The 18,956-nt window shown below is 68.7% G+C and carries 17 protein-coding genes and 1 pseudogene; 6 read left to right on the plus strand and 12 right to left on the minus strand.

Annotated features, from left to right (window positions below):
• Window positions 1–99: 99 nt before the first annotated feature.
• Complete coding sequence (locus RSP_RS22645) at window positions 100–222, plus strand: hypothetical protein (RefSeq protein WP_002719773.1); 123 nt, start codon at window positions 100–102, stop codon at window positions 220–222.
• A gap of 150 nt (window positions 223–372) precedes the next feature.
• On the opposite strand, the gene RSP_RS06195 is transcribed toward RSP_RS22645, so the two are convergent.
• The gene (locus tag RSP_RS06195) at window positions 373–813 is read right to left on the minus strand and encodes an iron-sulfur cluster assembly scaffold protein (protein ID WP_002719774.1); all 441 of its coding nucleotides are present in this window, start codon (window positions 811–813) and stop codon (window positions 373–375) included.
• 65 nt (window positions 814–878) lie between these two features.
• On the opposite strand from RSP_RS06195, the gene hisI reads away from it, so the two are divergent.
• Window positions 879–1,238, plus strand: a complete 360-nt coding sequence (gene hisI, locus RSP_RS06200) for a phosphoribosyl-AMP cyclohydrolase (RefSeq protein ID WP_011337616.1) — start codon at window positions 879–881, stop codon at window positions 1,236–1,238.
• 193 nt (window positions 1,239–1,431) lie between these two features.
• Here the strand turns inward: hisI and gluQRS are convergent, their stop codons facing one another.
• The 3 genes from gluQRS to gyrA are packed head-to-tail and all read right to left on the minus strand — an operon-like array spanning window position 1,432 to window position 6,350.
• On the minus strand, window positions 1,432–2,265 hold the full coding sequence (gluQRS, locus tag RSP_RS06205; RefSeq protein WP_011337617.1) for a tRNA glutamyl-Q(34) synthetase GluQRS: 834 nt from the start codon (window positions 2,263–2,265) through the stop codon (window positions 1,432–1,434).
• Window positions 2,250–3,584 carry a methylenetetrahydrofolate--tRNA-(uracil(54)-C(5))-methyltransferase (FADH(2)-oxidizing) TrmFO gene (trmFO, locus tag RSP_RS06210; protein ID WP_011337618.1) on the minus strand — a complete coding sequence of 445 codons (1,335 nt, stop codon included), beginning with the start codon at window positions 3,582–3,584 and terminating at the stop codon, window positions 2,250–2,252. The genes gluQRS and trmFO overlap by 16 nt, the downstream gene beginning before the upstream one ends.
• A gap of 3 nt (window positions 3,585–3,587) precedes the next feature.
• On the minus strand, window positions 3,588–6,350 hold the full coding sequence (gyrA, locus tag RSP_RS06215; protein WP_017140181.1) for a DNA gyrase subunit A: 2,763 nt from the start codon (window positions 6,348–6,350) through the stop codon (window positions 3,588–3,590).
• Window positions 6,351–6,553: 203 nt separating this feature from the next.
• Between gyrA and RSP_RS06220 the strand changes: the two genes are divergently transcribed.
• A complete protein-coding gene (locus RSP_RS06220; RefSeq protein WP_002719779.1) occupies window positions 6,554–6,817 on the plus strand; it encodes an usg protein in 264 nt (87 codons plus the stop codon).
• 113 nt (window positions 6,818–6,930) lie between these two features.
• On the opposite strand, the gene rocF is transcribed toward RSP_RS06220, so the two are convergent.
• Window positions 6,931–7,857 carry an arginase gene (gene rocF, locus RSP_RS06225; protein WP_011337620.1) on the minus strand — a complete coding sequence of 309 codons (927 nt, stop codon included), beginning with the start codon at window positions 7,855–7,857 and terminating at the stop codon, window positions 6,931–6,933.
• A 487-nt stretch (window positions 7,858–8,344) separates the two neighbouring features.
• Here rocF and RSP_RS06230 point away from each other — a divergent pair, with 487 nt between their 5' ends.
• From RSP_RS06230 to RSP_RS06240, 3 genes and pseudogenes are all read left to right on the plus strand, one after another.
• The gene (locus RSP_RS06230; RefSeq protein ID WP_011337621.1) at window positions 8,345–10,315 is read left to right on the plus strand and encodes a heme lyase CcmF/NrfE family subunit; all 1,971 of its coding nucleotides are present in this window, start codon (window positions 8,345–8,347) and stop codon (window positions 10,313–10,315) included.
• Window positions 10,312–10,767, plus strand: a complete 456-nt coding sequence (locus RSP_RS06235; RefSeq protein ID WP_011337622.1) for a cytochrome c-type biogenesis protein — start codon at window positions 10,312–10,314, stop codon at window positions 10,765–10,767. Before RSP_RS06230 ends, RSP_RS06235 begins: the two co-directional genes overlap by 4 nt.
• A gap of 61 nt (window positions 10,768–10,828) precedes the next feature.
• Window positions 10,829–11,603: pseudogene (locus RSP_RS06240) on the plus strand (enoyl-CoA hydratase-related protein).
• Between the two features lie 51 nt (window positions 11,604–11,654).
• Here RSP_RS06240 and ilvN read toward each other — a convergent pair.
• From ilvN to RSP_RS06275, 7 genes are all read right to left on the minus strand, one after another.
• Window positions 11,655–12,215 (minus strand): acetolactate synthase small subunit, encoded by a 561-nt coding sequence (gene ilvN / locus RSP_RS06245; RefSeq protein ID WP_002719784.1) that lies wholly within the window; start codon window positions 12,213–12,215, stop codon window positions 11,655–11,657.
• 82 nt (window positions 12,216–12,297) lie between these two features.
• Complete coding sequence (locus tag RSP_RS06250) at window positions 12,298–14,052, minus strand: acetolactate synthase 3 large subunit (protein ID WP_029534508.1); 1,755 nt, start codon at window positions 14,050–14,052, stop codon at window positions 12,298–12,300.
• 306 nt (window positions 14,053–14,358) lie between these two features.
• Window positions 14,359–15,276, minus strand: coding sequence for a calcium/sodium antiporter (locus RSP_RS06255; RefSeq protein WP_011337624.1), 918 nt, complete (start codon window positions 15,274–15,276; stop codon window positions 14,359–14,361).
• Window positions 15,277–15,765: 489 nt separating this feature from the next.
• Window positions 15,766–16,608 (minus strand): arginyltransferase, encoded by an 843-nt coding sequence (locus RSP_RS06260; RefSeq protein WP_011337625.1) that lies wholly within the window; start codon window positions 16,606–16,608, stop codon window positions 15,766–15,768.
• Window positions 16,609–16,714: 106 nt separating this feature from the next.
• On the minus strand, window positions 16,715–17,167 hold the full coding sequence (locus tag RSP_RS06265; protein WP_011337626.1) for an RDD family protein: 453 nt from the start codon (window positions 17,165–17,167) through the stop codon (window positions 16,715–16,717).
• Between the two features lie 309 nt (window positions 17,168–17,476).
• Window positions 17,477–17,887, minus strand: coding sequence for a DUF2852 domain-containing protein (locus tag RSP_RS06270; RefSeq protein ID WP_002719789.1), 411 nt, complete (start codon window positions 17,885–17,887; stop codon window positions 17,477–17,479).
• A gap of 438 nt (window positions 17,888–18,325) precedes the next feature.
• Entirely contained in the window at window positions 18,326–18,796 is a 471-nt protein-coding gene (locus RSP_RS06275) for a YbaK/EbsC family protein (RefSeq protein ID WP_011337627.1), read from the minus strand.
• Between the last annotated feature and the right edge of the window lie 160 nt (window positions 18,797–18,956).

The following is an 18,956-nucleotide window of genomic DNA, read 5'->3' on the forward strand; positions in this document are numbered from 1 at the left end:
CGGTATGTTCTCTTAAAATCCCGTTCGGTTCTTAAAAAGTTCTTTACACTGGTTAGCGGTTGTGGGAACAATGACGGAACATAAAGACGGAGATCGCTCATGCTGACCGAGATGAAGGAAGTCCTGTCCCGCTGCTCCGAGACACTGATCGAGGATGCGCTTGGCGTGGCTGCCGTCTTTTCTCTTCTGATCGCGGCGCTCTACCTGCCGCACCTCGTCTGATCCGACTGCCTGCGACCGGTCGCCCTCGGCAGCCGCCTGCTGCCTGTCCCCCAAGGATCCCCAGGACCGGACGCCACTGCCGCCGCCCCTTGCCCCGGGCGGCGGCCTTTTCATGCGGGCTGGCCGGTAGAGGCAGCGTCGGGCGGTTCGTCAGCCTTTATCGGCGAGGGCGAAGGCCTCGGCCGCCGCTTCCAGCGCGAGCAGGATGGAGGCGTGCCGGTTGCGGTAGTCGCGCGCGGGCAGGAGCACCTCGTAGCCCTCGAAGGGGGCGGCCGGCACCGGCCCGGCTTCGGTCAGCATGGCCTTCAATGCGTCGCGTGCGCCCTCGACCTCGGCGCGCGAGCGGCCGAGCAGCGCACCTCCCATGATCGAGGCCGAGGCCTGACCCAGCGCGCAGGCCTTCACATCCTGCGCGAATTCGGCCACCCGCCCGTCCCGCAGGTTCAGATCCACGGTCACGGTCGAGCCGCAGACCGGCGAGCGCTTCCGCGCGCTGCCCTGTGGGTCGGCAAGCCGCCCGGTGTGCGGGATGTCCGCCGCCAGTTCGAGGATGCGCCCCGAATAGAGGCTGATCAGGTCGCTGTCGCTCATGGCTTTCCTCTTTGCGCTCGACCTCCTAGATAGGCCTCCGCGCGTCCGATGGAAAGGAACCCGAGATGGCCTTCGACCCCGCATCGCTCACCTTTGATGCCAATGGCCTCATCCCGGCCGTGGCACAGGACCATGCGACCGGCGAGGTGCTGATGATGGCCTGGATGAACGCCGAGGCCGTCGCCCGCACCGTCGAGACCGGGTGCGTCACCTACTGGTCGCGCTCGCGGCAGGCCTTCTGGGTGAAGGGCGAGACGTCGGGCCATGTCCAGCGCCTGATCGAGCTGCGGATCGACTGCGACCGCGACTGCCTGCTGCTGCTCATCGAGCAGGAGGGCCCGGCGTGCCATACCAACCGCCGCTCCTGCTTCTACACCGCGCTCCGCGAGGGCGAGGAGCGGATCATTCTCGACCCGATGGTCTGACCGGCGTCGCGGGCGGCTCCGGGCCATCTGATTGCGCGTCTAGGTCCGCCGCGGGGGCAGGTCGGAACGCCTGAGCCCGGTCGACCAACGCCCGCGCCTCAAGCCGCCGGAGCGCCAAGCCGAGGAGATCCGATCCCGGATCGCGAAAGGCGGCGGAGGGCTGATGGCCCGAAGGTTCCCCTGACCCAGCCCTTCAGAACCCCACCAGCGCGCGGACCTCGGCCGGGCTCAGGCCCTCGGCACGGTATTTCCCCAGCGCCTTCGAATCGTCGCGCTTGGCGAGCCGCTTTCCGGCTGCATCCCGGATCAGCCGGTGATGGTGGAAGTCCGGGACGGGCAGGCCCAGCAGGCGCTGCAGGAGGACATGGATCGCGGTCGCCTCGAACAGATCGGCTCCGCGGACCACTTCGGTGACGCCCTGCGCGGCATCGTCCACCACGACGGCGAGATGGTAGGAGGTGCCGAAGCCGCGCCGGGCCAGCATCACGTCGCCCACGCTGCGGGCGAGGTTCTGCGGTGCGTGCCAGCCCTCGGCCTCCGGGCCGGTCTCGTGGAAGCGGAGCCCGCCCGCGTGCTCCTCCGCCCGCGCCATGTCGAGCCGGATTGCATCGTCGGGACCGGCCTCGGCCATGGGGCGGCCGCGGCAGGTGCCGGGATAGACGATCCCGTCGGGTCCGACCGGCACCCCCTCCTGCGGGGCGGCGAGGGCCGCTCGGATGTCGGCGCGGCTGCAGCGGCAGGGATAGGTGAGCTCCATGGCGGTCAGGCGGTCGAGCGCCGCGCGATAGGCCCCGCCGCGGTCGGACTGCCGCAGGACCGGCTCGGGCCACGCGAGGCCCAGCCAGTGCAGGTCGTTGAAGATCTGCGCCTCCCATTCCGGGCGGCATCGGCTGCGGTCGATATCCTCGATCCGGAGGAGGGCCGTGCCGCCCGCGGCGCGCTGCCAGACGGTCAGCGCCGAGAAGGCGTGTCCCAGATGCAGCGGCCCCGTCGGCGAGGGGGCGAAGCGGGTTACGCGCCCAGCCATTCCGTGAAGGCTGCCTTCGCCCGGTCGGTATAGGCCTTGTAGCGGTCCTTGCGCCCGCGCCGGCCGCCCCTGGCGTCGATGGGCGGGAAGAGGCCGAAGTTCACGTTCATCGGCTGGAAGCTCTTCGCCTCGGCGCCGCCGGTGATGTGCGTGACCAGCGCGCCCATCGCCGTCTCGGGCGGCGGCGGCGGCAGGTCGCGCCCGAGGATCTCGGCCGCAGCCATCCGCCCGGCCAGAAGCCCCATGGCCGCGCTTTCGACATATCCTTCCACGCCCGTGACTTGCCCGGCGAAGCGGATGTTCGGTCTGAGCTTCAGCCGCATCCGGTCGTCGAGCAGGGTGGGAGAGTTCAGGAAGGTGTTGCGGTGGATGCCGCCCAGCCGGGCGAAGCTCGCATTCTCGAGCCCCGGAATCATCTTGAAAACAGCGGTTTGCGCACCGTATTTCATCTTCGTCTGGAAGCCCACGATATTGTAGAGCGTGCCCAGCTTGTTGTCCCGCCGCAGCTGGACCACGGCATGGGCCTTCTCCTCGGGCCGGTGGCTGTTTGTCAGGCCCACAGGCTTCATCGGCCCGTGGCGCAGGGTCTCGCGCCCGCGCTCGGCCATCACCTCGATGGGCAGGCAACCGTCGAAATAGCCTGCCGTTTCACCCTCGTGGAACTCGGTCTTTTCTGCCGCGAGCAGCGCGTCGATGAAGGCCTCGTATTGCTCCCGGTTCATCGGACAGTTGATGTAGGCGGTGCGCTCGTCCTCGGTTTCGCCCTTGTCGTAGCGCGACTGCCGCCAGGCCACTTCCATGTCGATGGTCTCGGCATAGACGATGGGGGCGATGGCATCGAAGAAGGCCAGCGCCTCGGCGCCGGTGAGCGCCCGCAGGCTTTCGGCCAGCGCGGACGAGGTGAGCGGCCCCGTGGCCACGATCCAGTTGCCGCTCGAAGGAAGATCGGCAACCTCTTCTTCCACAACGGAAATCAGCGGATGGGCCCGCAGCCGCCCCGTCACGCTCTCCGCAAAGGGATCGCGGTCCACGGCGAGCGCGCCGCCCGCCGGCAGCCGGTGGGCGGCCGCCATCTCCATGATGAGCCCGCGCGCGGCGCGCATCTCCCAGTGGAGCAGGCCCACGGCATTGCGCTCGTCATCGTCCGAGCGGAACGAGTTCGAGCAGACCATCTCGGCGAACTGGCCGGTGCGGTGGGCGAAGGTGCCCACCTTCGGCCGCATCTCGTGCAGCACGACGGGCACGCCCATTTCGGCGGCCTGCCATGCGGCCTCGGAGCCGGCCATGCCGGCTCCCACGATATGCAGGCTCTCTGCCATGGATCAGGCCTCGTCGCCGCCGGTCTCGCCCGGCTCCGCATCCTCGACCCCCTCGGCCGTGTCGCCCGCATCCGCGATCCGCGCCACCGAGACGACCTCCTCGCTGGCCCCGGTGTCGAAGACGCGCACGCCGCCGGCCGAGCGCGAGCGGAAGCTGATCTGCTCGACCGGCACCCGGATCGACTGGCCGCCCGAAGTGGCCAGCATCACCTGATCGCTCATCTCGACCGGGAAGGAGGCCACGAGCTGGCCGCCGCGCATCGACTTCTCGAAGGCGGTGACGCCCTGGCCGCCGCGGCCGCGGACCGGATAATCGTGGCTGGACGAGATCTTGCCCAAGCCCCGCGCGGTGATGGTGAGGATCAGATCCTCGGCCGCCGACATCTCGGCATAGCGGGTGGGCGAGAGCTGGCCCGCCTCGACCGCATCTTCCTCCTCGTCGGCCTCGGCCTCCTCGGTCACGCCCGCCATCAGACGGCGCTGCTTGAGATAGGCCGCGCGTTCCGCCGGATCGGCCTCGAAATGCCGGATGACCGACATGGAGACGACCCGGTCGCCGGAGGCGAGGCGGATGCCGCGCACGCCGGTCGAGTCGCGGCCCGAGAAGACCCGCACGTCGGTGGTGGAGAAGCGGATCGCCCGGCCGAGGGCCGTGACCATCATCACATCGTCCTGCTCGTCGCAGATCGAGACATTCACGAGGCTGACGCCCTCGGGCAGCTTCATCGCGATCTTGCCGTTCCGCTTCACGTTGGTGAAGTCCGACAGCCGGTTGCGGCGCACGTCGCCCTCGGAGGTGGCAAAGACCACCTGCAGGCGATCCCATTCCTCCTCGGGCTCGTCGATCTTCATCAGCGCGGCGATGCTGATGCCGGTCGCGATGGGCAGGATGTTGACGATGGCCTTGCCCTTCGCCGTCCGCCCGCCGAGCGGCAACCGCCAGCACTTGAGGTCGTAGACCATGCCGTCGGTGGTGAAGAACAGAAGCTGCGTGTGGGTGTTGGCGACGAAGAGCGTCGTCACCACGTCGTCTTCCTTGGTCGCCATCGAGGCGAGCCCCTTGCCGCCGCGGCGCTGGCTGCGGAATTCGGCGAGCGGGGTGCGCTTGATGTAGCCGCCCGAGGTGATGGTCACCACCATGTCCTCGCGCTCGATCAGATCCTCGTCCTCGAGGTCGCCCGCCCATTCCGAGATCTCGGTGCGGCGCGGCACGGCGAACAGGTCCTTCACCTCGCGCAGCTCGTCCGAGATGATCGCCATGATCCGCTCGCGCGAGCCGAGGATGTCGAGATAGTCGCGGATCTTCGCGGCGAGTTCGGCGAGTTCGTCGGTCACTTCCTTCACGCCCATCGCCGTCAGGCGCTGGAGGCGCAGGTCGAGGATCGCGCGGGCCTGGATCTCGGAGAGGTTGTAGGTGCCGTCCTCGTTGATCGTGTGCGACGGATCGTCGATCAGCCGGATATAGTCGGCAATGTCGGCCGCAGGCCAGCGCCGCGTCATCAGCCGCTCGCGCGCCTCGGCCGGATCGGCCGAGCTGCGTATCGTGGCCACCACCTCGTCCACGTTCGAGACCGCGACGGCGAGGCCGCAGAGGATGTGGCTGCGTTCGCGTGCCTTGCGCAGCTCATAGGCCGTGCGGCGCGCCACCACATCCTCGCGGAAAGTCAGGAAGTGGCTCAGGAAATCGCGCAGCGTGAGCTGCTCGGGCCGGCCGCCGTTCAGCGCCAGCATGTTGCAGCCGAAGGTGGTCTGCATCGGCGTGAAGCGCCAGAGCTGGTTCAGGACCACCTCGGGCGTGGCGTCGCGCTTGAGTTCGATGACCACGCGGACACCGACCCGGTCGGATTCGTCCTGCACATGGGCGATGCCCTCGATCTTCTTCTCGCGGACCATGTCCGCGATCTTCTCGATCATCGTGGCCTTGTTGACCTGATAGGGGATCTCGTCGAGCACGATCGCATAGCGATCCTTGCGGATCTCCTCGACCCGGGCCTTCGCCCGCATGATGACCGAGCCGCGCCCCTCGAGATAGGCCTTGCGGGCGCCGGAGCGGCCGAGGATCACGCCGCCCGTCGGAAAGTCGGGGCCGGGGATGATCTCCATCAGCCGCTCGGTCGAGATGTCGGGGTTCTCGATCATGGCGAGCGTGGCATCCACCACTTCGCCGAGGTTGTGCGGCGGGATGTTGGTGGCCATGCCGACGGCGATGCCGCCCGCGCCATTGACCAGCATGTTCGGGAAGCGCGCGGGCAGGACGGTGGGTTCGCGGTCCTTGCCGTCGTAATTGTCCTGGAAGTCGACCGTATCCTTGTCGATATCGGCCAGCAGGAAGGCCGCGGGCTTGTCCATCCGCACTTCGGTGTAGCGCATGGCCGCGGCATTGTCGCCGTCCATCGAGCCGAAGTTGCCCTGACCGTCCAGAAGCTTCAGCCCCATCGAGAAGGGCTGCGCCATCCGCACCAGCGCGTCATAGATCGCGCCGTCTCCGTGGGGGTGGTATTTCCCCATCGTGTCGCCCACCGGGCGCGCCGACTTGCGGTAGGGCTTGTCGTGCGTGTTCCCCGTCTCGTGCATCGCATAGAGGATGCGGCGGTGCACCGGCTTCAGCCCGTCGCGCAGATCGGGGATCGCGCGGCTGACGATGACGCTCATCGCATAATCGAGATAGGCGGTCTTCATCTCCTCGGCGATGGAGACCTGCGGCAGTCCGCTCAGCGGTCTGCCCATTTCTTCATCATCGCCGGGCTCTTCGGGACGGTCGGTCAAGGGGAGGCTCTCTTTCGCGGCAAACCATATCTCGTTGGCCGGGACTATAGACCATCCCGGATATGGGGTGCAATGCCGCGGGGCGCCGGGCCGCGGCCCCGCTGCGAGCAGCCGGTGGGTCCGAGTGACAACATACCGTTATCATTGAAAAATCGCCAGACTGCGGCATCCTTTTAACAGGATGCACTCATCGGAGGGTCACGATGCGCGAGACGGAACTGATGCTGGCGGGCTACGGGCTGACCACGGCCGAGATCTTCTACCGGATGCCCGACCATCGGAATGTGCTCAACACCTTCGTCTGGCAAGAGTATGACCTCGCGCCGGACTATCCCGCGCTCTTCCGCTTCATCGAATTCTGGCAGGAGAAGATCGAGGGGCCGCTGCATTCCGTGCGGTTCACGCATCGCAAGCTGATCCACCCCGGCGAATGGCGCAATGTAGTGGGCGAGTTCCGGCTGAACTGAAGGGGCGCCCGGCCGGTAGCGCAGGGTCTCAGGGGGGCGACCGTCAGGCCACAGCCGGCCGCGCCCACCGGAGCCCGCCTGCGACCGGCAGTGAGCCGCCGGGAAGCCGCCTCTCAGCCGAAGCTGCGCGTGGGCCTGTCGAAGACCTTGCGCCCCATGATCGAGGCGGCGAGTTCGACCATCAGCCGCGCGGTGCGTCCGCGCTCGTCGAGGAACGGGTTCAGCTCCACCAGATCGAGCGAGGTCACGAGACCGCTCTCGTGCAGAAGCTCCATCACCAGATGCGCCTCGCGCACCGTGGCGCCGCCCGGAACGGTGGTGCCCACCGCGGGCGCATGGGCGGGATCGACGAAATCCACATCGAGCGAGACGTGCAGCATCCCGTTGGCCGCGCGCACCTTCTCGAGGAACTCGCGCATCGGCGCGCAGATGCCGAACTCGTCGATCACCCGCATGTCGATGATCGAGACATCGTGGAGGAGGAGCGCCGCATGTTCCTCGGGATCGACCGAGCGGATGCCGAAGAGGCAGATCCGCTCGGGCGGCAGCGGCGCGGGGAAGGGCGGGAAGCCGTCGAACCCGTCGCGCCCGGCGGCATAGGCCACGGGCACGCCGTGGAGATTGCCGGAGGTGGTGGTCTGGAGCGTGTGGAAGTCGGAATGGGCGTCGAGCCAGAGGAGGAACAGCGGCCGCCCCACCGCCGCCGCATGGGCCGCGGCCCCGGCCACGGTGCCGAGGGCAAGCGAATGATCCCCGCCCATCACGATGGGAAAGCCGTCGCCCAAGGCCTCTTCGACGGCGGTCTTCAGCGCCGCGGTCCAGCCGATCGTCTCGGGCAGGTCGTGAACCGGACCCTCCGGCGGCGTCATCTCGGGCAGGGGCCCGAGGGCCACGTCGCCGCGATCCTCGACCGCGTGACCGAGATCGGCGAGCGCGCGGCCGAGGCCCGCCACGCGATAGGCCGCAGGCCCCATCAGGCAGCCCGGGCGGCGCTGGCCGCTGTCGATCGGCGCGCCGATCAGGATGCAGGTCTTGCGCATGGAAACCCTCCGTATCTGTGGCAGCGCATCATGGCGGCAGCCTGACGCGAGTGACCAGCCCCGCCGAGCCTTCCGGCCGGTCTTCCGCAGGGGCCGCGGCAGCGCAGGCCCAGGACGCTGCCGGGCGAGGGCTCCCGGCTTCCGGAAAGCCGCCTTCGCGCCTGTTCCTGCAAAAGCGCGACAGGCCAACCGATCGCTGCATGCGGCGGTTCCTGTCCCGCAAGCTCCCGGAGGCCTCGAACCCGACCCCTGGAGGCACGTGAAAGGTCTTCGCTGCGCTCCGTCCCGCTTGCAGCGCGCTCTTCTCCTGGCAGGGCGCCACGGCGACCTTTGGCGGCGGCGTCCGGCCTGTCGCCGTCCGACGGCATGTCCTCGATCGGCGCAATCGACCGTCCGACCATCAAAATGACGGGAAGGCGACCGTCAGCCATTTAACCCGGCCGGGGATGCCGCTAAGGTTTGCGACGATTTCGGGAGGGCGGACCCTATGATTGTCGAACTCGGCCATTTCGCGCTGGTGCTGTCGCTGGCTGTGGCCCTTGTGCAGTCCGTGGTGCCGCTCGTCGGCGCGGATCGGCGCTGGTCTGGCTGGATGGCGGTGGCCGAACCCGCGGCGGTCACCCAGCTTCTGCTGATCGGCTTCTCCTTCGCCGCGCTGACCTGGGCCTTCGTGACCTCGGATTTCTCGGTGCGCCTCGTGGTGCTGAACTCGCACACGCTGAAGCCCATGCTCTACAAGATCAGCGGCGTCTGGGGGAACCACGAGGGCTCGCTGCTCCTGTGGGTGCTGATCCTCGCGCTGTTCGGAGCCTGCGCCGCGGTCTTCGGGCAGAACCTGCCGCCCACGCTCAAGGCGCGCGTGCTGGCGGTGCAGGGGATGATCGGCGCGGCCTTCCTGGCCTTTCTCCTCTTCACCTCGAACCCGTTCCTGCGCATGGGCGAGGTGCCCTTCGACGGCGAGGATCTGAACCCGCTCCTGCAGGATCCGGGCCTCGCCTTCCACCCGCCCTTCCTTTACCTCGGCTATGTCGGCCTCTCGATGGCCTTCTCCTTCGCGGTGGCGGCCCTGATCGAGGGCCGCGTCGATGCCGCCTGGGGCCGCTGGGTCCGGCCCTGGACGCTCGCCGCCTGGGTGTTTCTCACCATCGGCATCGCGCTCGGCTCCTGGTGGGCCTATTACGAGCTCGGCTGGGGCGGCTTCTGGTTCTGGGACCCGGTCGAGAACGCCTCCTTCATGCCCTGGCTGATCGCGGCGGCGCTGCTCCACTCTGCCATCGTGGTCGAGAAGCGCGAAGCGCTGAAGAGCTGGACGATCCTGCTGGCCATCCTCGCCTTCGGCTTCTCGCTCATTGGCACCTTCATCGTGCGCTCGGGCGTCATCACCTCCGTCCATGCCTTCGCCAACGATCCCGAGCGCGGGATCTTCATCCTGATGATCCTCGCGGTCTTCATGGGCGGGGCGCTCACGCTCTTCGCCGCGCGGGCGAGCGCCATGGAGGCCAAGGGGGTCTTCGGCATCGTCAGCCGCGAGTCGGGCCTCGTGCTGAACAACGTGCTGCTGACGGTGGCCTGTTTCGTGGTCTTCATCGGCACGATCTGGCCGCTCCTGGCCGAACTCCTCTGGGGCCGCAAGCTGTCGGTGGGTGCTCCGTTCTTCAACGCGGCCTTCACCCCCTTCATGGTGGTGATCGCCCTCGTCCTGCCTCTGGGCGCCGTCCTGCCCTGGAAGCGGGCCGAGCTCGGCCGCGGGATGCGGCCGCTCTGGGGGGCGCTCGCGCTCTCGGCGGCCCTGGGTGCGCTGGTCTTCGCGCTGCAGACGGGCCGGTCGGCGCTCGGGCCCGTCGGCCTCGCGCTCGGCGCCTGGCTCGTCTTCGGCACGCTCCTCGACCTCTGGGGCCGCACCGGGCGCGGCGCGCTCGGCGGGCGGCTCGCGCGCCTCCGGCGACTGCCGCGCGCGGACTGGGGCAAGGCCACTGCCCATGCGGGCCTCGGCGTCACGATCTTCGCCGTGGCGGCCATCACCGCCTGGCAGGTCGAGTCGATCCGCGTGATGAAGCCGGGCGAGACCTTCGCCCTCGGCCGCTACGACGTCCTGCTCGAGGGCGTGCGCGAGATCGAGGGGCCGAACTACCGCTCGACCGTGGCCGACTTCCGCGTGACCCGCGACGGGGCCGAAGTGGCGACACTCCATCCCGAGAAGCGCGTCTATCCGGTGGCCGCCATGCCCACGACGGAAGCCGCCATCGACTACGGCTTCACCCGCGACCTCTACCTCGTGATCGGCGACCCGCAGGAGGGCGGCGGCTATGCGGTGCGCAGCTACATCAAGCCCTTCGCCAACTGGATCTGGGGCGGCGCGCTGCTGATGGCGCTCGGCGGGCTGCTGAGCCTCTCGGACCGCCGCTACCGCATCGCCGCCGGGGCGCGCCGGATGCCGGCCGCGGTGGCTGCAGAATGAGGCTCGCGGCGCTTCTCCTCGCGGCCCTTCTGGCCACGCCCGCCTTTGCGGTGCAGCCCGACGAGATCCTGCCCGATCCGGCGCTCGAGGCGCGGGCGCGGGACATCTCGCAGGGGCTGCGCTGCCTCGTCTGCAGGAACGAGAACATCGACGATTCGAACGCCCAGCTCGCCCGCGATCTGCGGCTTCTCGTGCGCGAGCGGCTGGCGGCGGGCGACAGCGATGCCGAGGTGGTCGAGTTCGTGGTGGACCGCTACGGCGAATATGTGCTGCTGAACCCGACCACGGGCGGGGCGAACCTGATCCTCTGGATCGCGGGTCCGGCCATGCTCGCGGGCGGGCTCGGGCTTGCGGCGCTCTATCTCCGCCGCCGCCGCACCGCGCCCGATGCGGCCTCGGCGGCCCTTTCCGACGAAGAGCAGGCGCGGCTCGCGGAAATCCTGAAGGACTGACGCGCCGTTCCGCTTTCGCGGCCCTCCCGCCCGGCTATTCTGGGGCAAAGGGAGGGACAGAATGGACTATCGCACGATCAGGGTCGAGCAGCAGGGCGGTCTCTGCCGTGTCACGCTCGCGCGGCCCGAGGTGATGAACGCACTCTCGAGCCGGATGCGCGAGGAGCTTCTCCATGCGGTGACCGAGGCCGGCACGCGCGCGCGCGCTCGTGCTGACGGGCGAGGGGCGCGGCTTCTGCTCCGGGCAGGATCTGGGCGACGCGCGCGCTCTGGGCGTCCCGGATTTCGAGCGCATCCTGCGCGAGGAGTACGAGCCGCTCCTGCGGGCCATCGCCCATTGCCCGCTGCCGACGCTCGCGGCCGTGAACGGGGTCGCCGCCGGCGCCGGGGCCAATCTGGCGCTCGCCTGCGACGTGGTGATCGCGGCCGAAAGCGCGGGCTTCATCCAGGCTTTCACCCGGATCGGACTGATCCCCGACGCGGGCGGCACCTGGACGCTGCCGCGCCAGATCGGGCTCGCCCGGGCCATGGGGGCCACGCTCTTCGCCGACCGGATCTCCGCCGCCGACGCCGCCAGCTGGGGCATGATCTACGAGGCCGTGCCCGACGAGGCGTTCGAAACCCGCTGGCAGGCCCGCGCCGCCCATCTGGCAGAGGGCCCGACCGAGGCCTACCGCGGCCTGAAGCAGGCGCTGCGGGCCAGTTTCGACAACAGTTTCGAGGAGCAGCTGGCCCTCGAGGCGCGCCTGCAGGGGCAATGCGGCGCGTCCGCCGACTTTCTCGAAGGCGTCACGGCCTTCCTCGAAAAGCGCCCCGCCACCTTCTCGGGGCGCTGACGCAAAAGCCCGGCGCACTCCCGCGCCGGGCCTCGTTCCCACCGGCGCGCTTCAGATCCCGCGCGAGAGCGCCGCAACGCCGGTCCGCGCCATCTCGCGCAGGCCCAGCGGCCGCATGAGATCGGCCAGAGCGTCGATCTTCTCCGGCGTGCCGGTGATCTCGAACACGAAGCTCTCCAGCGTCGAATCGACCACCTTGGCGCGGAAGATCTCCGCCAGCCGCAGCGCCTCGATCCGCGCCTCGCCCTTGCCGGAGACCTTGAACAGCGCCAGTTCGCGCTGCACCGAGGGGCCTTCCACCGTCAGGTCGTGCACCTCATGCACCGGCACCAGACGCGCCAGCTGCGCCTTGATCTGCTCGATCACCGCGGGCGTGCCGCGGGTGACGATGGTGATGCGGCTGCGGTGGCCGGTATGGTCCACCTCGGCCACGGTCAGGCTGTCGATGTTGTAGCCGCGGCCCGAGAAGAGCCCGATCACCCGCGCGAGAACCCCGCTCTCGTTGTCCACCACGAGCGCCAGCGTATGCTGCTCGATGACGTCCGAATTGGGGTCGCGCAGATCGTAGGCCGAATGCTGGGTCGATCCCTGCTTGATGTTGAGCGGCGCCATGCGTCCGTCTCCCTGATCCTGTTTCATTCTGGCGGAAATATCCCCGGGGGTGCGGGGGCAGGCAGCCCCCGTCTCCGCCGGTTCAGACAAGCACCGCCCCCTTGGCGCCGATGGCGCCCTCGGTCTCGGCATCGCCCAGCAGCATCTCGTTGTGCGGCCGCCCCGAGGGGATCATCGGGAAGCAGTTCTCGTGCTTCTCGACGAGGCAGTCGAACACCACCGGCCCGTCATAGGCGATCATCTCGCGGATCGCATCGTCGAGATCGGCCGGATCCGCGCACTGGATGCCCTTGGCCCCGAAGGCCTCGGCGAGCTTCACGAAGTCGGGCAGGCTCTCGCTCCAGGATTGCGAATAGCGCTGGCCGTGCAGAAGCTGCTGCCACTGCCGCACCATGCCGAGCCGCTCGTTGTTCAGGATGAACTGCTTCACCGGCAGGCGGAACTGCATCGCCGTGCCGATCTCCTGCATGTTCATCAGGAACGAGGCGTCGCCCGCGATATTGATGACCAGCGCCTCGGGATGGGCCACCTGCACGCCGATCGAGGCGGGCAGGCCGTAGCCCATGGTTCCGAGCCCGCCCGAGGTCATCCAGCGGTTCGGGCCCTCGAAGCCCAGGAACTGCGCCGCCCACATCTGATGCTGGCCCACTTCGGTGGTGATGTAGCGGTCCATCCCCTTCGTCAGCGCCTCGAGCCGCTGCAGCGCATGCTGCGGCTTGATGAGCTTCGAGGAGGGCGCGTAGTCGAGGCAGTTCACCGCCTTCCATTCGGCGATCTGCTTCCACCACTCGGCCAAGGCCTCGCGGTTCACCTTGCGCCCGCGCGACTTCCACAGGCGCAGCGCATCCTCGAGCACATGGCCCACGTCGCCGATGATCGGCACGTCCGCCCGGATCACCTTGTTGATCGAGGAGGGATCGATGTCGATATGGACCTTCTGCGAGAAGGGCGAGAAATCCTTCACCCGGCCGGTGATCCGGTCGTCGAAGCGCGCGCCCACATTGATCATCAGGTCACAGCCGTGCATCGCGAGGTTGGCCTCGTAGAGGCCGTGCATCCCGAGCATCCCCAGCCAGCCCTTGCCGCTGGCCGGATAGGCCCCGAGCCCCATCAGGGTCGAGGTGATCGGGAAGCCCGTCGCATCGACGAACTCGCGCAAGAGCTGGCTGGCCGCGCTGCCCGAGTTGATGACGCCGCCGCCGGTGTAGAAGACCGGCCGCTCGGCGGTCTCGATCAGCTCGACCATGCGCGTGATGGCCTCGATGTCGCCCTTCACCTTCGGCTGGTAATGATCGACCCGCGCCTTCTGCGGCGGCTGGTAGGTCGCGGTCGCGAACTGAACATCCTTCGGGATGTCGACCAGCACCGGCCCCGGCCGGCCGTGGGTCGCCACATGGAAGGCCTGATGGATCGTCTCGGCGAGCCTGGCCGTGTCCTTCACCAGCCAGTTGTGCTTGGTGCAGGGGCGGGTGATGCCCACCGTATCGGCCTCCTGGAAGCCGTCGGTGCCGATCATGAAGGTGGGGACCTGACCCGAGAGGACGACGAGCGGGATCGAATCCATCAGCGCATCGACGAGGCCGGTGACGGCATTCGTGGCGCCGGGGCCGGAGGTGACGAGGACGACGCCCGGCTTGCCCGTCGAGCGCGCATAGCCCTCGGCCATATGGACCGCGCCCTGTTCGTGCCGCACGAGGATGTGCCGGATGTCGTTCTGCTGGAAGATCTCGTCGTAGATCGGCAGCACGGCACCGCCCGGATAGCCGAACACCGTGTCCACCCCCTGATCCTTCAGGGCCTGGACCACCATCCGCGCGCCGCTCATCACCTCGGTCATCTCTCTCTCCATCCTTGCCGCCTCGGGCGGCGCGATCCGCGCAACAAAAAGCCCCCGGGGTTCACTCGGGGGCGCATGGGAACCGATTATGGTCAACCGTCACCGGCCCATGCGCAGCATTCCTACAAGAAGTACGACACCAGACATTTCCGGGCCTCCGTTGCGGTCGGGCCGGACACTAGGCGGTGCCCGACCCACCGTCAATGGCAAATCGGCGAAGAAAGTGTCGCAGAGGGTCGGATGGCCGCACATTTGTTTCTCTATTTCCCCGCGGGCCGAAACAAACGGAAATCCGGGGCACCCGCGTCAGAGCATCAGCGCCACATAGCCCCCGTAGGCCGCCAGCAGCAGCGCCCCGGCCCAGCGGGGCACGCCCTTGAGCGCAAAGGCCAGGAGCACGAGAAGGAGCGAGCAGCCCAGAACCCAGGGCATGTCCTCGCGCAGGAAGCGCGGGTCGAGCCCCTGGATCGGCAGGACGAGCCCGGTGATTCCGAGGATCCCCAGCACGTTGAAGATGTTCGATCCGATCACGTTGCCGACGGCGATCTCGGAATGCTTGCGCCAGGCCGCGATGGCCGAAGTGGCCAGTTCGGGTAGCGACGTGCCGACCGCGACGATGGTCAGGCCGATCACCGCCTCGGAGATGCCGAAGGAGCGGGCGATCTGGGTCGAGCTGTCCACGAGAAGCCGCGCGCCCACCATCAGCACCACGAGCCCGCCGAGCGTGATGAGCGCCGACTTCCAGACCGGCGTCAGCGCCTCGGGGTCGGTCTCCTCCTCCTCGGTGCGCCCGGAGAGGAAGGACGAGACGAGAAAGCCTATGAGCGCCGCCACCAGCACGCCCGCCTCGATCCGCGACAGCCCGTCGCCCAGCAGCATGATCCACAGAAGGACGGTCGCGCCCACCATGAAGGCCAGATCCTTCCAGACCCGCCGTCCATCGACGGCCACCGGATAGATCAGCGCGGTGAGGCCGAGGATCAGGAGGATGTTGGCAATGTTCGAGCCGAGAACGTTTCCGACCGCGATGGAGGAGGCGCCGTCGAGCGCCGCGTTGAGCGAGACCAGAAGCTCGGGCGTCGAGGTTCCGAAGCCCACGATGGTCAGGCCGATGACCATGGGGCTGATCCGGTAGGACCGCGCGACATTGGCCGCACCCCGCACCAGAAATTCGCCTCCGAAGAAAAGGCCTAGAAGGCCCGCGACAAACAGGATGTAGACCAAGATGCACTCCTCTGCTTCCGGGCCGAAGTGGGCAGAGCCGCGGACATTGCAAGAGGAATCCGCGACGAATGTTTTTCGGTGACGCCGCGTTCGGCGGGAAGGGAGGGAAGGCCATGTCCGGTCACGACCGGACAGATCCCGCGGAACTTGCCGCTGTGTCACCGTGGGGTCAGGGCCGGGTGCCGCGTCCGCATCGGGCCGACCGATCCGCCGCGCAGAAGGCGTCGGGAACGTCAGGGGCGGCATCGCTGTCCGGTCCGGCACCGGAAGCGGGAGAGCGCGTGCCGCGAGCGGCTCCGCGCCCTGCATGAGGCTCGGGAGGCGGTTGCTGCAAGCGGATCCTGCGCTCTGCAGGGGACTCCGGGAGGCGATTGCCGCGAGCGATCCTTCCGCCCTGCAAGAGGCTGGGGAGACGCTTGCCGCGAGCGTCGGGTTGCGCTGTGCAGGAGAGCCGGGGAGGCGTTCGCTGCCAGCGGCCCCTGCGCGCCGTCAGTCGCGGCTGCGGTCGCCCGAGCGCGCCTCGGGCAGGCTGATCCGCGCCACCTGTTCGGCGATCGGATCGACGCTCAGCGGATGCAGCTCGGCGCGATGGTCGGAGGGTTGGCCGATGGCCTGCCAGCGGCCGCCCTTGTAGATCTCGAGCGCCGAATAGGTGGCCTTGTAGCCCATCTTGCGGCTGCCGGGCACCCAGTAGCCGAGATAGACATAGGGCAGGCCCGCCTCGCGCGCGATCTCGATATGGTCGAGGATCACATAGGCCCCCAGCGACCGGCCCGCGAGGTCCGGATCGTAGAAGGAATAGACCATGCTCAGCCCGTCGTCGAAGATGTCCGTCAGGCAGACGGCCGAGAGCGGGCGGTTGGAGGGCGTGTCGCCCGGGCGCGAATATTCGATGACGCGCGAGCGGATCGGCGTCTCCTCGATCATCGCCGCGAATTCGAAGATATCCATGTCGGCCATGCCGCCATCGGCGTGCCGGTCGTCGAGGTAGCGCCGGAACAGCGCATACTGGTCCTCGGTGGCCCAGGGGCTGGTGGCATTGCGCCTGAGGTCGGCATTGCGCTTCATCACCCGGCGCTGGGTGCGCGTGGGCTCGAAATCCGCCACGCGGATGCGCGCCGAGAGGCAGGCCGAACATTCGGCGCAGGACGGCCGGTAGAGCACGTTCTGCGACCGCCGGAAGCCCTGCTTCGACAGGGTGTCGTTCAGCTTCTGGGCATGTTCGCCCTGAAGTGCGGTGAACAGCTTCCGCTCCAGCCGCCCCTCGAGATAGGGGCAGGACTGCGGGGCCGTCACATAGAACTGGGGCGCGATGGGAAGCGTGTGGCGCATGGACGGCTCTTTGCTGGATTGCCGGATACGTTAGCAAGGCCTCCGGGCGGCGCCAAGGTCCCTGTTGCCGCCCGGGCCGGTCAAATGCGCGACAGCTTGCCCGCCCTCACTCGCCGGCCGCCCGGTTGATGGCCACGCTGCCCAAGACGAGGTCCGTCAGGCCCTGCGCCCGCGCGGTCGTCAGCATCAGCACCACCGAGACGATCTGCGGCAGGACCATGCCGATCGAGACCGTGTAGCCCAGCGTGTGCAGGAAGGCGTCGGGCAGGCCGAAGGGGCGCCCCTCGTGCGTGCGCAACCGGATCGCCATCAGCCGCATCCCGGGCGTGGCCGAACTGCGGGCGAGCGAGACGGTCCGGTAGGCGAAGCCCACGCAGAGAAAGAGAAGCGGCAGGTAGAAGAGCGCGGTGAAGGCCGTGAAGGGCACGATCAGCGCGGTCAGGAGCGAGATCAGCACCATGTCGATCACCCAGGCAAGCCCGCGCTTCAGCGGCACGTCGGCATAGAATTCCGCGTGACGGTCGGGATCGGGCAGGGGGTCTATCCAGGTGTGGCTCATCGCAGGTTCCTCTGTGGCGGGAAGCGGCCCCGGGGGCCGCCTCTATGTCGGAGTGCCTTGGCCCCGGCGCAAGGCCCGGTGCGTCGCGGGAGTGGGGTGGGCCACGATCCTCGCGCATCGCCTGCCTCGGGCCGCCCTATCCTCGGGCGGGCAAGTCGGAGCGCCGTGGCCCCGCCGCAGGATCCGGGTGCTTCCCGGGGGGCACGATCCCCGGGCAGCGTCAGTCTCGGGCCTTCCCGTCCCCGGGCGGGCATGTCAGGGGCCGCGTCGGCGGGGAGTGGGGGCGATGCCGCCCCCGCAACGGTTGCCTCAGGCCTCGACATCCTCGGCGGGCGTTCCGGCCTTGCGGGCACGATCCTGCATGAAGGCGTCGAACTCCTGCTTGTCCTTGGCCTCGCGCAGGCGCTGGAGGAAGGATTCGAAGGCGATCTGCTCTTCCTCGAGCCGGCGCAGCGTGTCGGCCTTGTAGGCGTCGAAGGCGGCGTTGCCGCTGCTGTTCCAGGCCATGGACCGGGACGCGGTGCGACGGGGGCTGCAGGAACGGTTGAACATGCGCTTGCTCCAGATCATGTAGGCGAGAAGGGCGAGGCCAACGGGCCAGAAGGCGATGAAGCCTGCAACCATCGCGGCGATCCAGGCCGGACGGCCGCGCTCGTCGAGCCAGGCTTCGGCGCGGCCGGGCCAGGAGGCGAAGCCGGCGCGGGCAGTGGCGGGTATCATGGGCGATCTCCGTCTGAAAGGTGGATGTGAAGCTCTTTCACATTCCTTCAGATGGGAAGTTTCCGCCCCTGCGCAAGAGGCGATGTTAAGGTAATTCACATCTTCGGAGGGCGGAGGGCGATATTCTGCCCGAGCGGAACCGGCAGACAGTGGGCGGACCTTGCCGCGTAGGAGCTGAATGGCTGCCCCACCGGCGGCAGAGACGACCCTTGCGGGCCGAACCGCGCGAGAGCCTCGCGGCGCCGTTCCGGGCGCACCCCGCAGCGGCGCCGTCGGAATGGGGCTTTTTTCCGGAGCAGGGGCGTCCTCCCCGGCCCGCGTGGGTCCTGTCCGGGACATTGCGCGGTGACCCAAAGGGGCGCCGATGCGGAGGACGCAGCCGATGTGTCGGGAGGCTGGCGGAGCTGGCGGCCAACCCGTTCGCCCTCCCCGAAACCTTCAGACGGTGAACTGCCCGATCTGCGCGCCGGTCAGGCGCTGCAGGATGTCGGGAGCCACGGCGAAGATGTGGCGCGGCGTGCCGCCCGCGGCCCAGACTTCGCGAAACTCCATCAGCCGCGGGTCGAGCCAGACCGGCAGCGGCACGAGATGACCCACGGGCGCCACGCCGCCGATGGCGAAGCCCGACTGCGCGCGCACCGTGGCCGCATCTGCCCGCCCGAGCGCCTCACCCGCAAGCGCGCCCGCCTTCTCGACCGAGACCTGATTGCCCCCGGCGGTGAGGAAGAGATGCAGCTGCCCGCTCTCGGCGCCGAGAAACAGGATCGACTTCACGATCTGGTCGAGCGCACAGCCCGCGGCGGCGGCGGCCTGTTCGGCGGTGCGGGTCTCGGCCGGCATCTCGCGGATCTCGGCCGCAACGCCCGCCGCCTCCAGCGCGGACCGGACCCGCGCGAGGCTCTTGCTCATGTTGTCTCTCTCTCCTGTCTCCGGCGGGCCCGCCCCGCCTGCCGTTCCCGCAGAGGCGGCATCCGCCGCCCTGCGCCTGCATCCGGGGCTCCCGCCCCCTCTATCGCCCGGCGCCTGCGACCTTTCAAGCCGGGGCAGCCGTTGACCCGGCGCGGGGCTG

Origin of the sequence: Cereibacter sphaeroides 2.4.1, assembly GCF_000012905.2 — a bacterium.
Classification (GTDB): domain Bacteria; phylum Pseudomonadota; class Alphaproteobacteria; order Rhodobacterales; family Rhodobacteraceae; genus Cereibacter_A; species Cereibacter_A sphaeroides.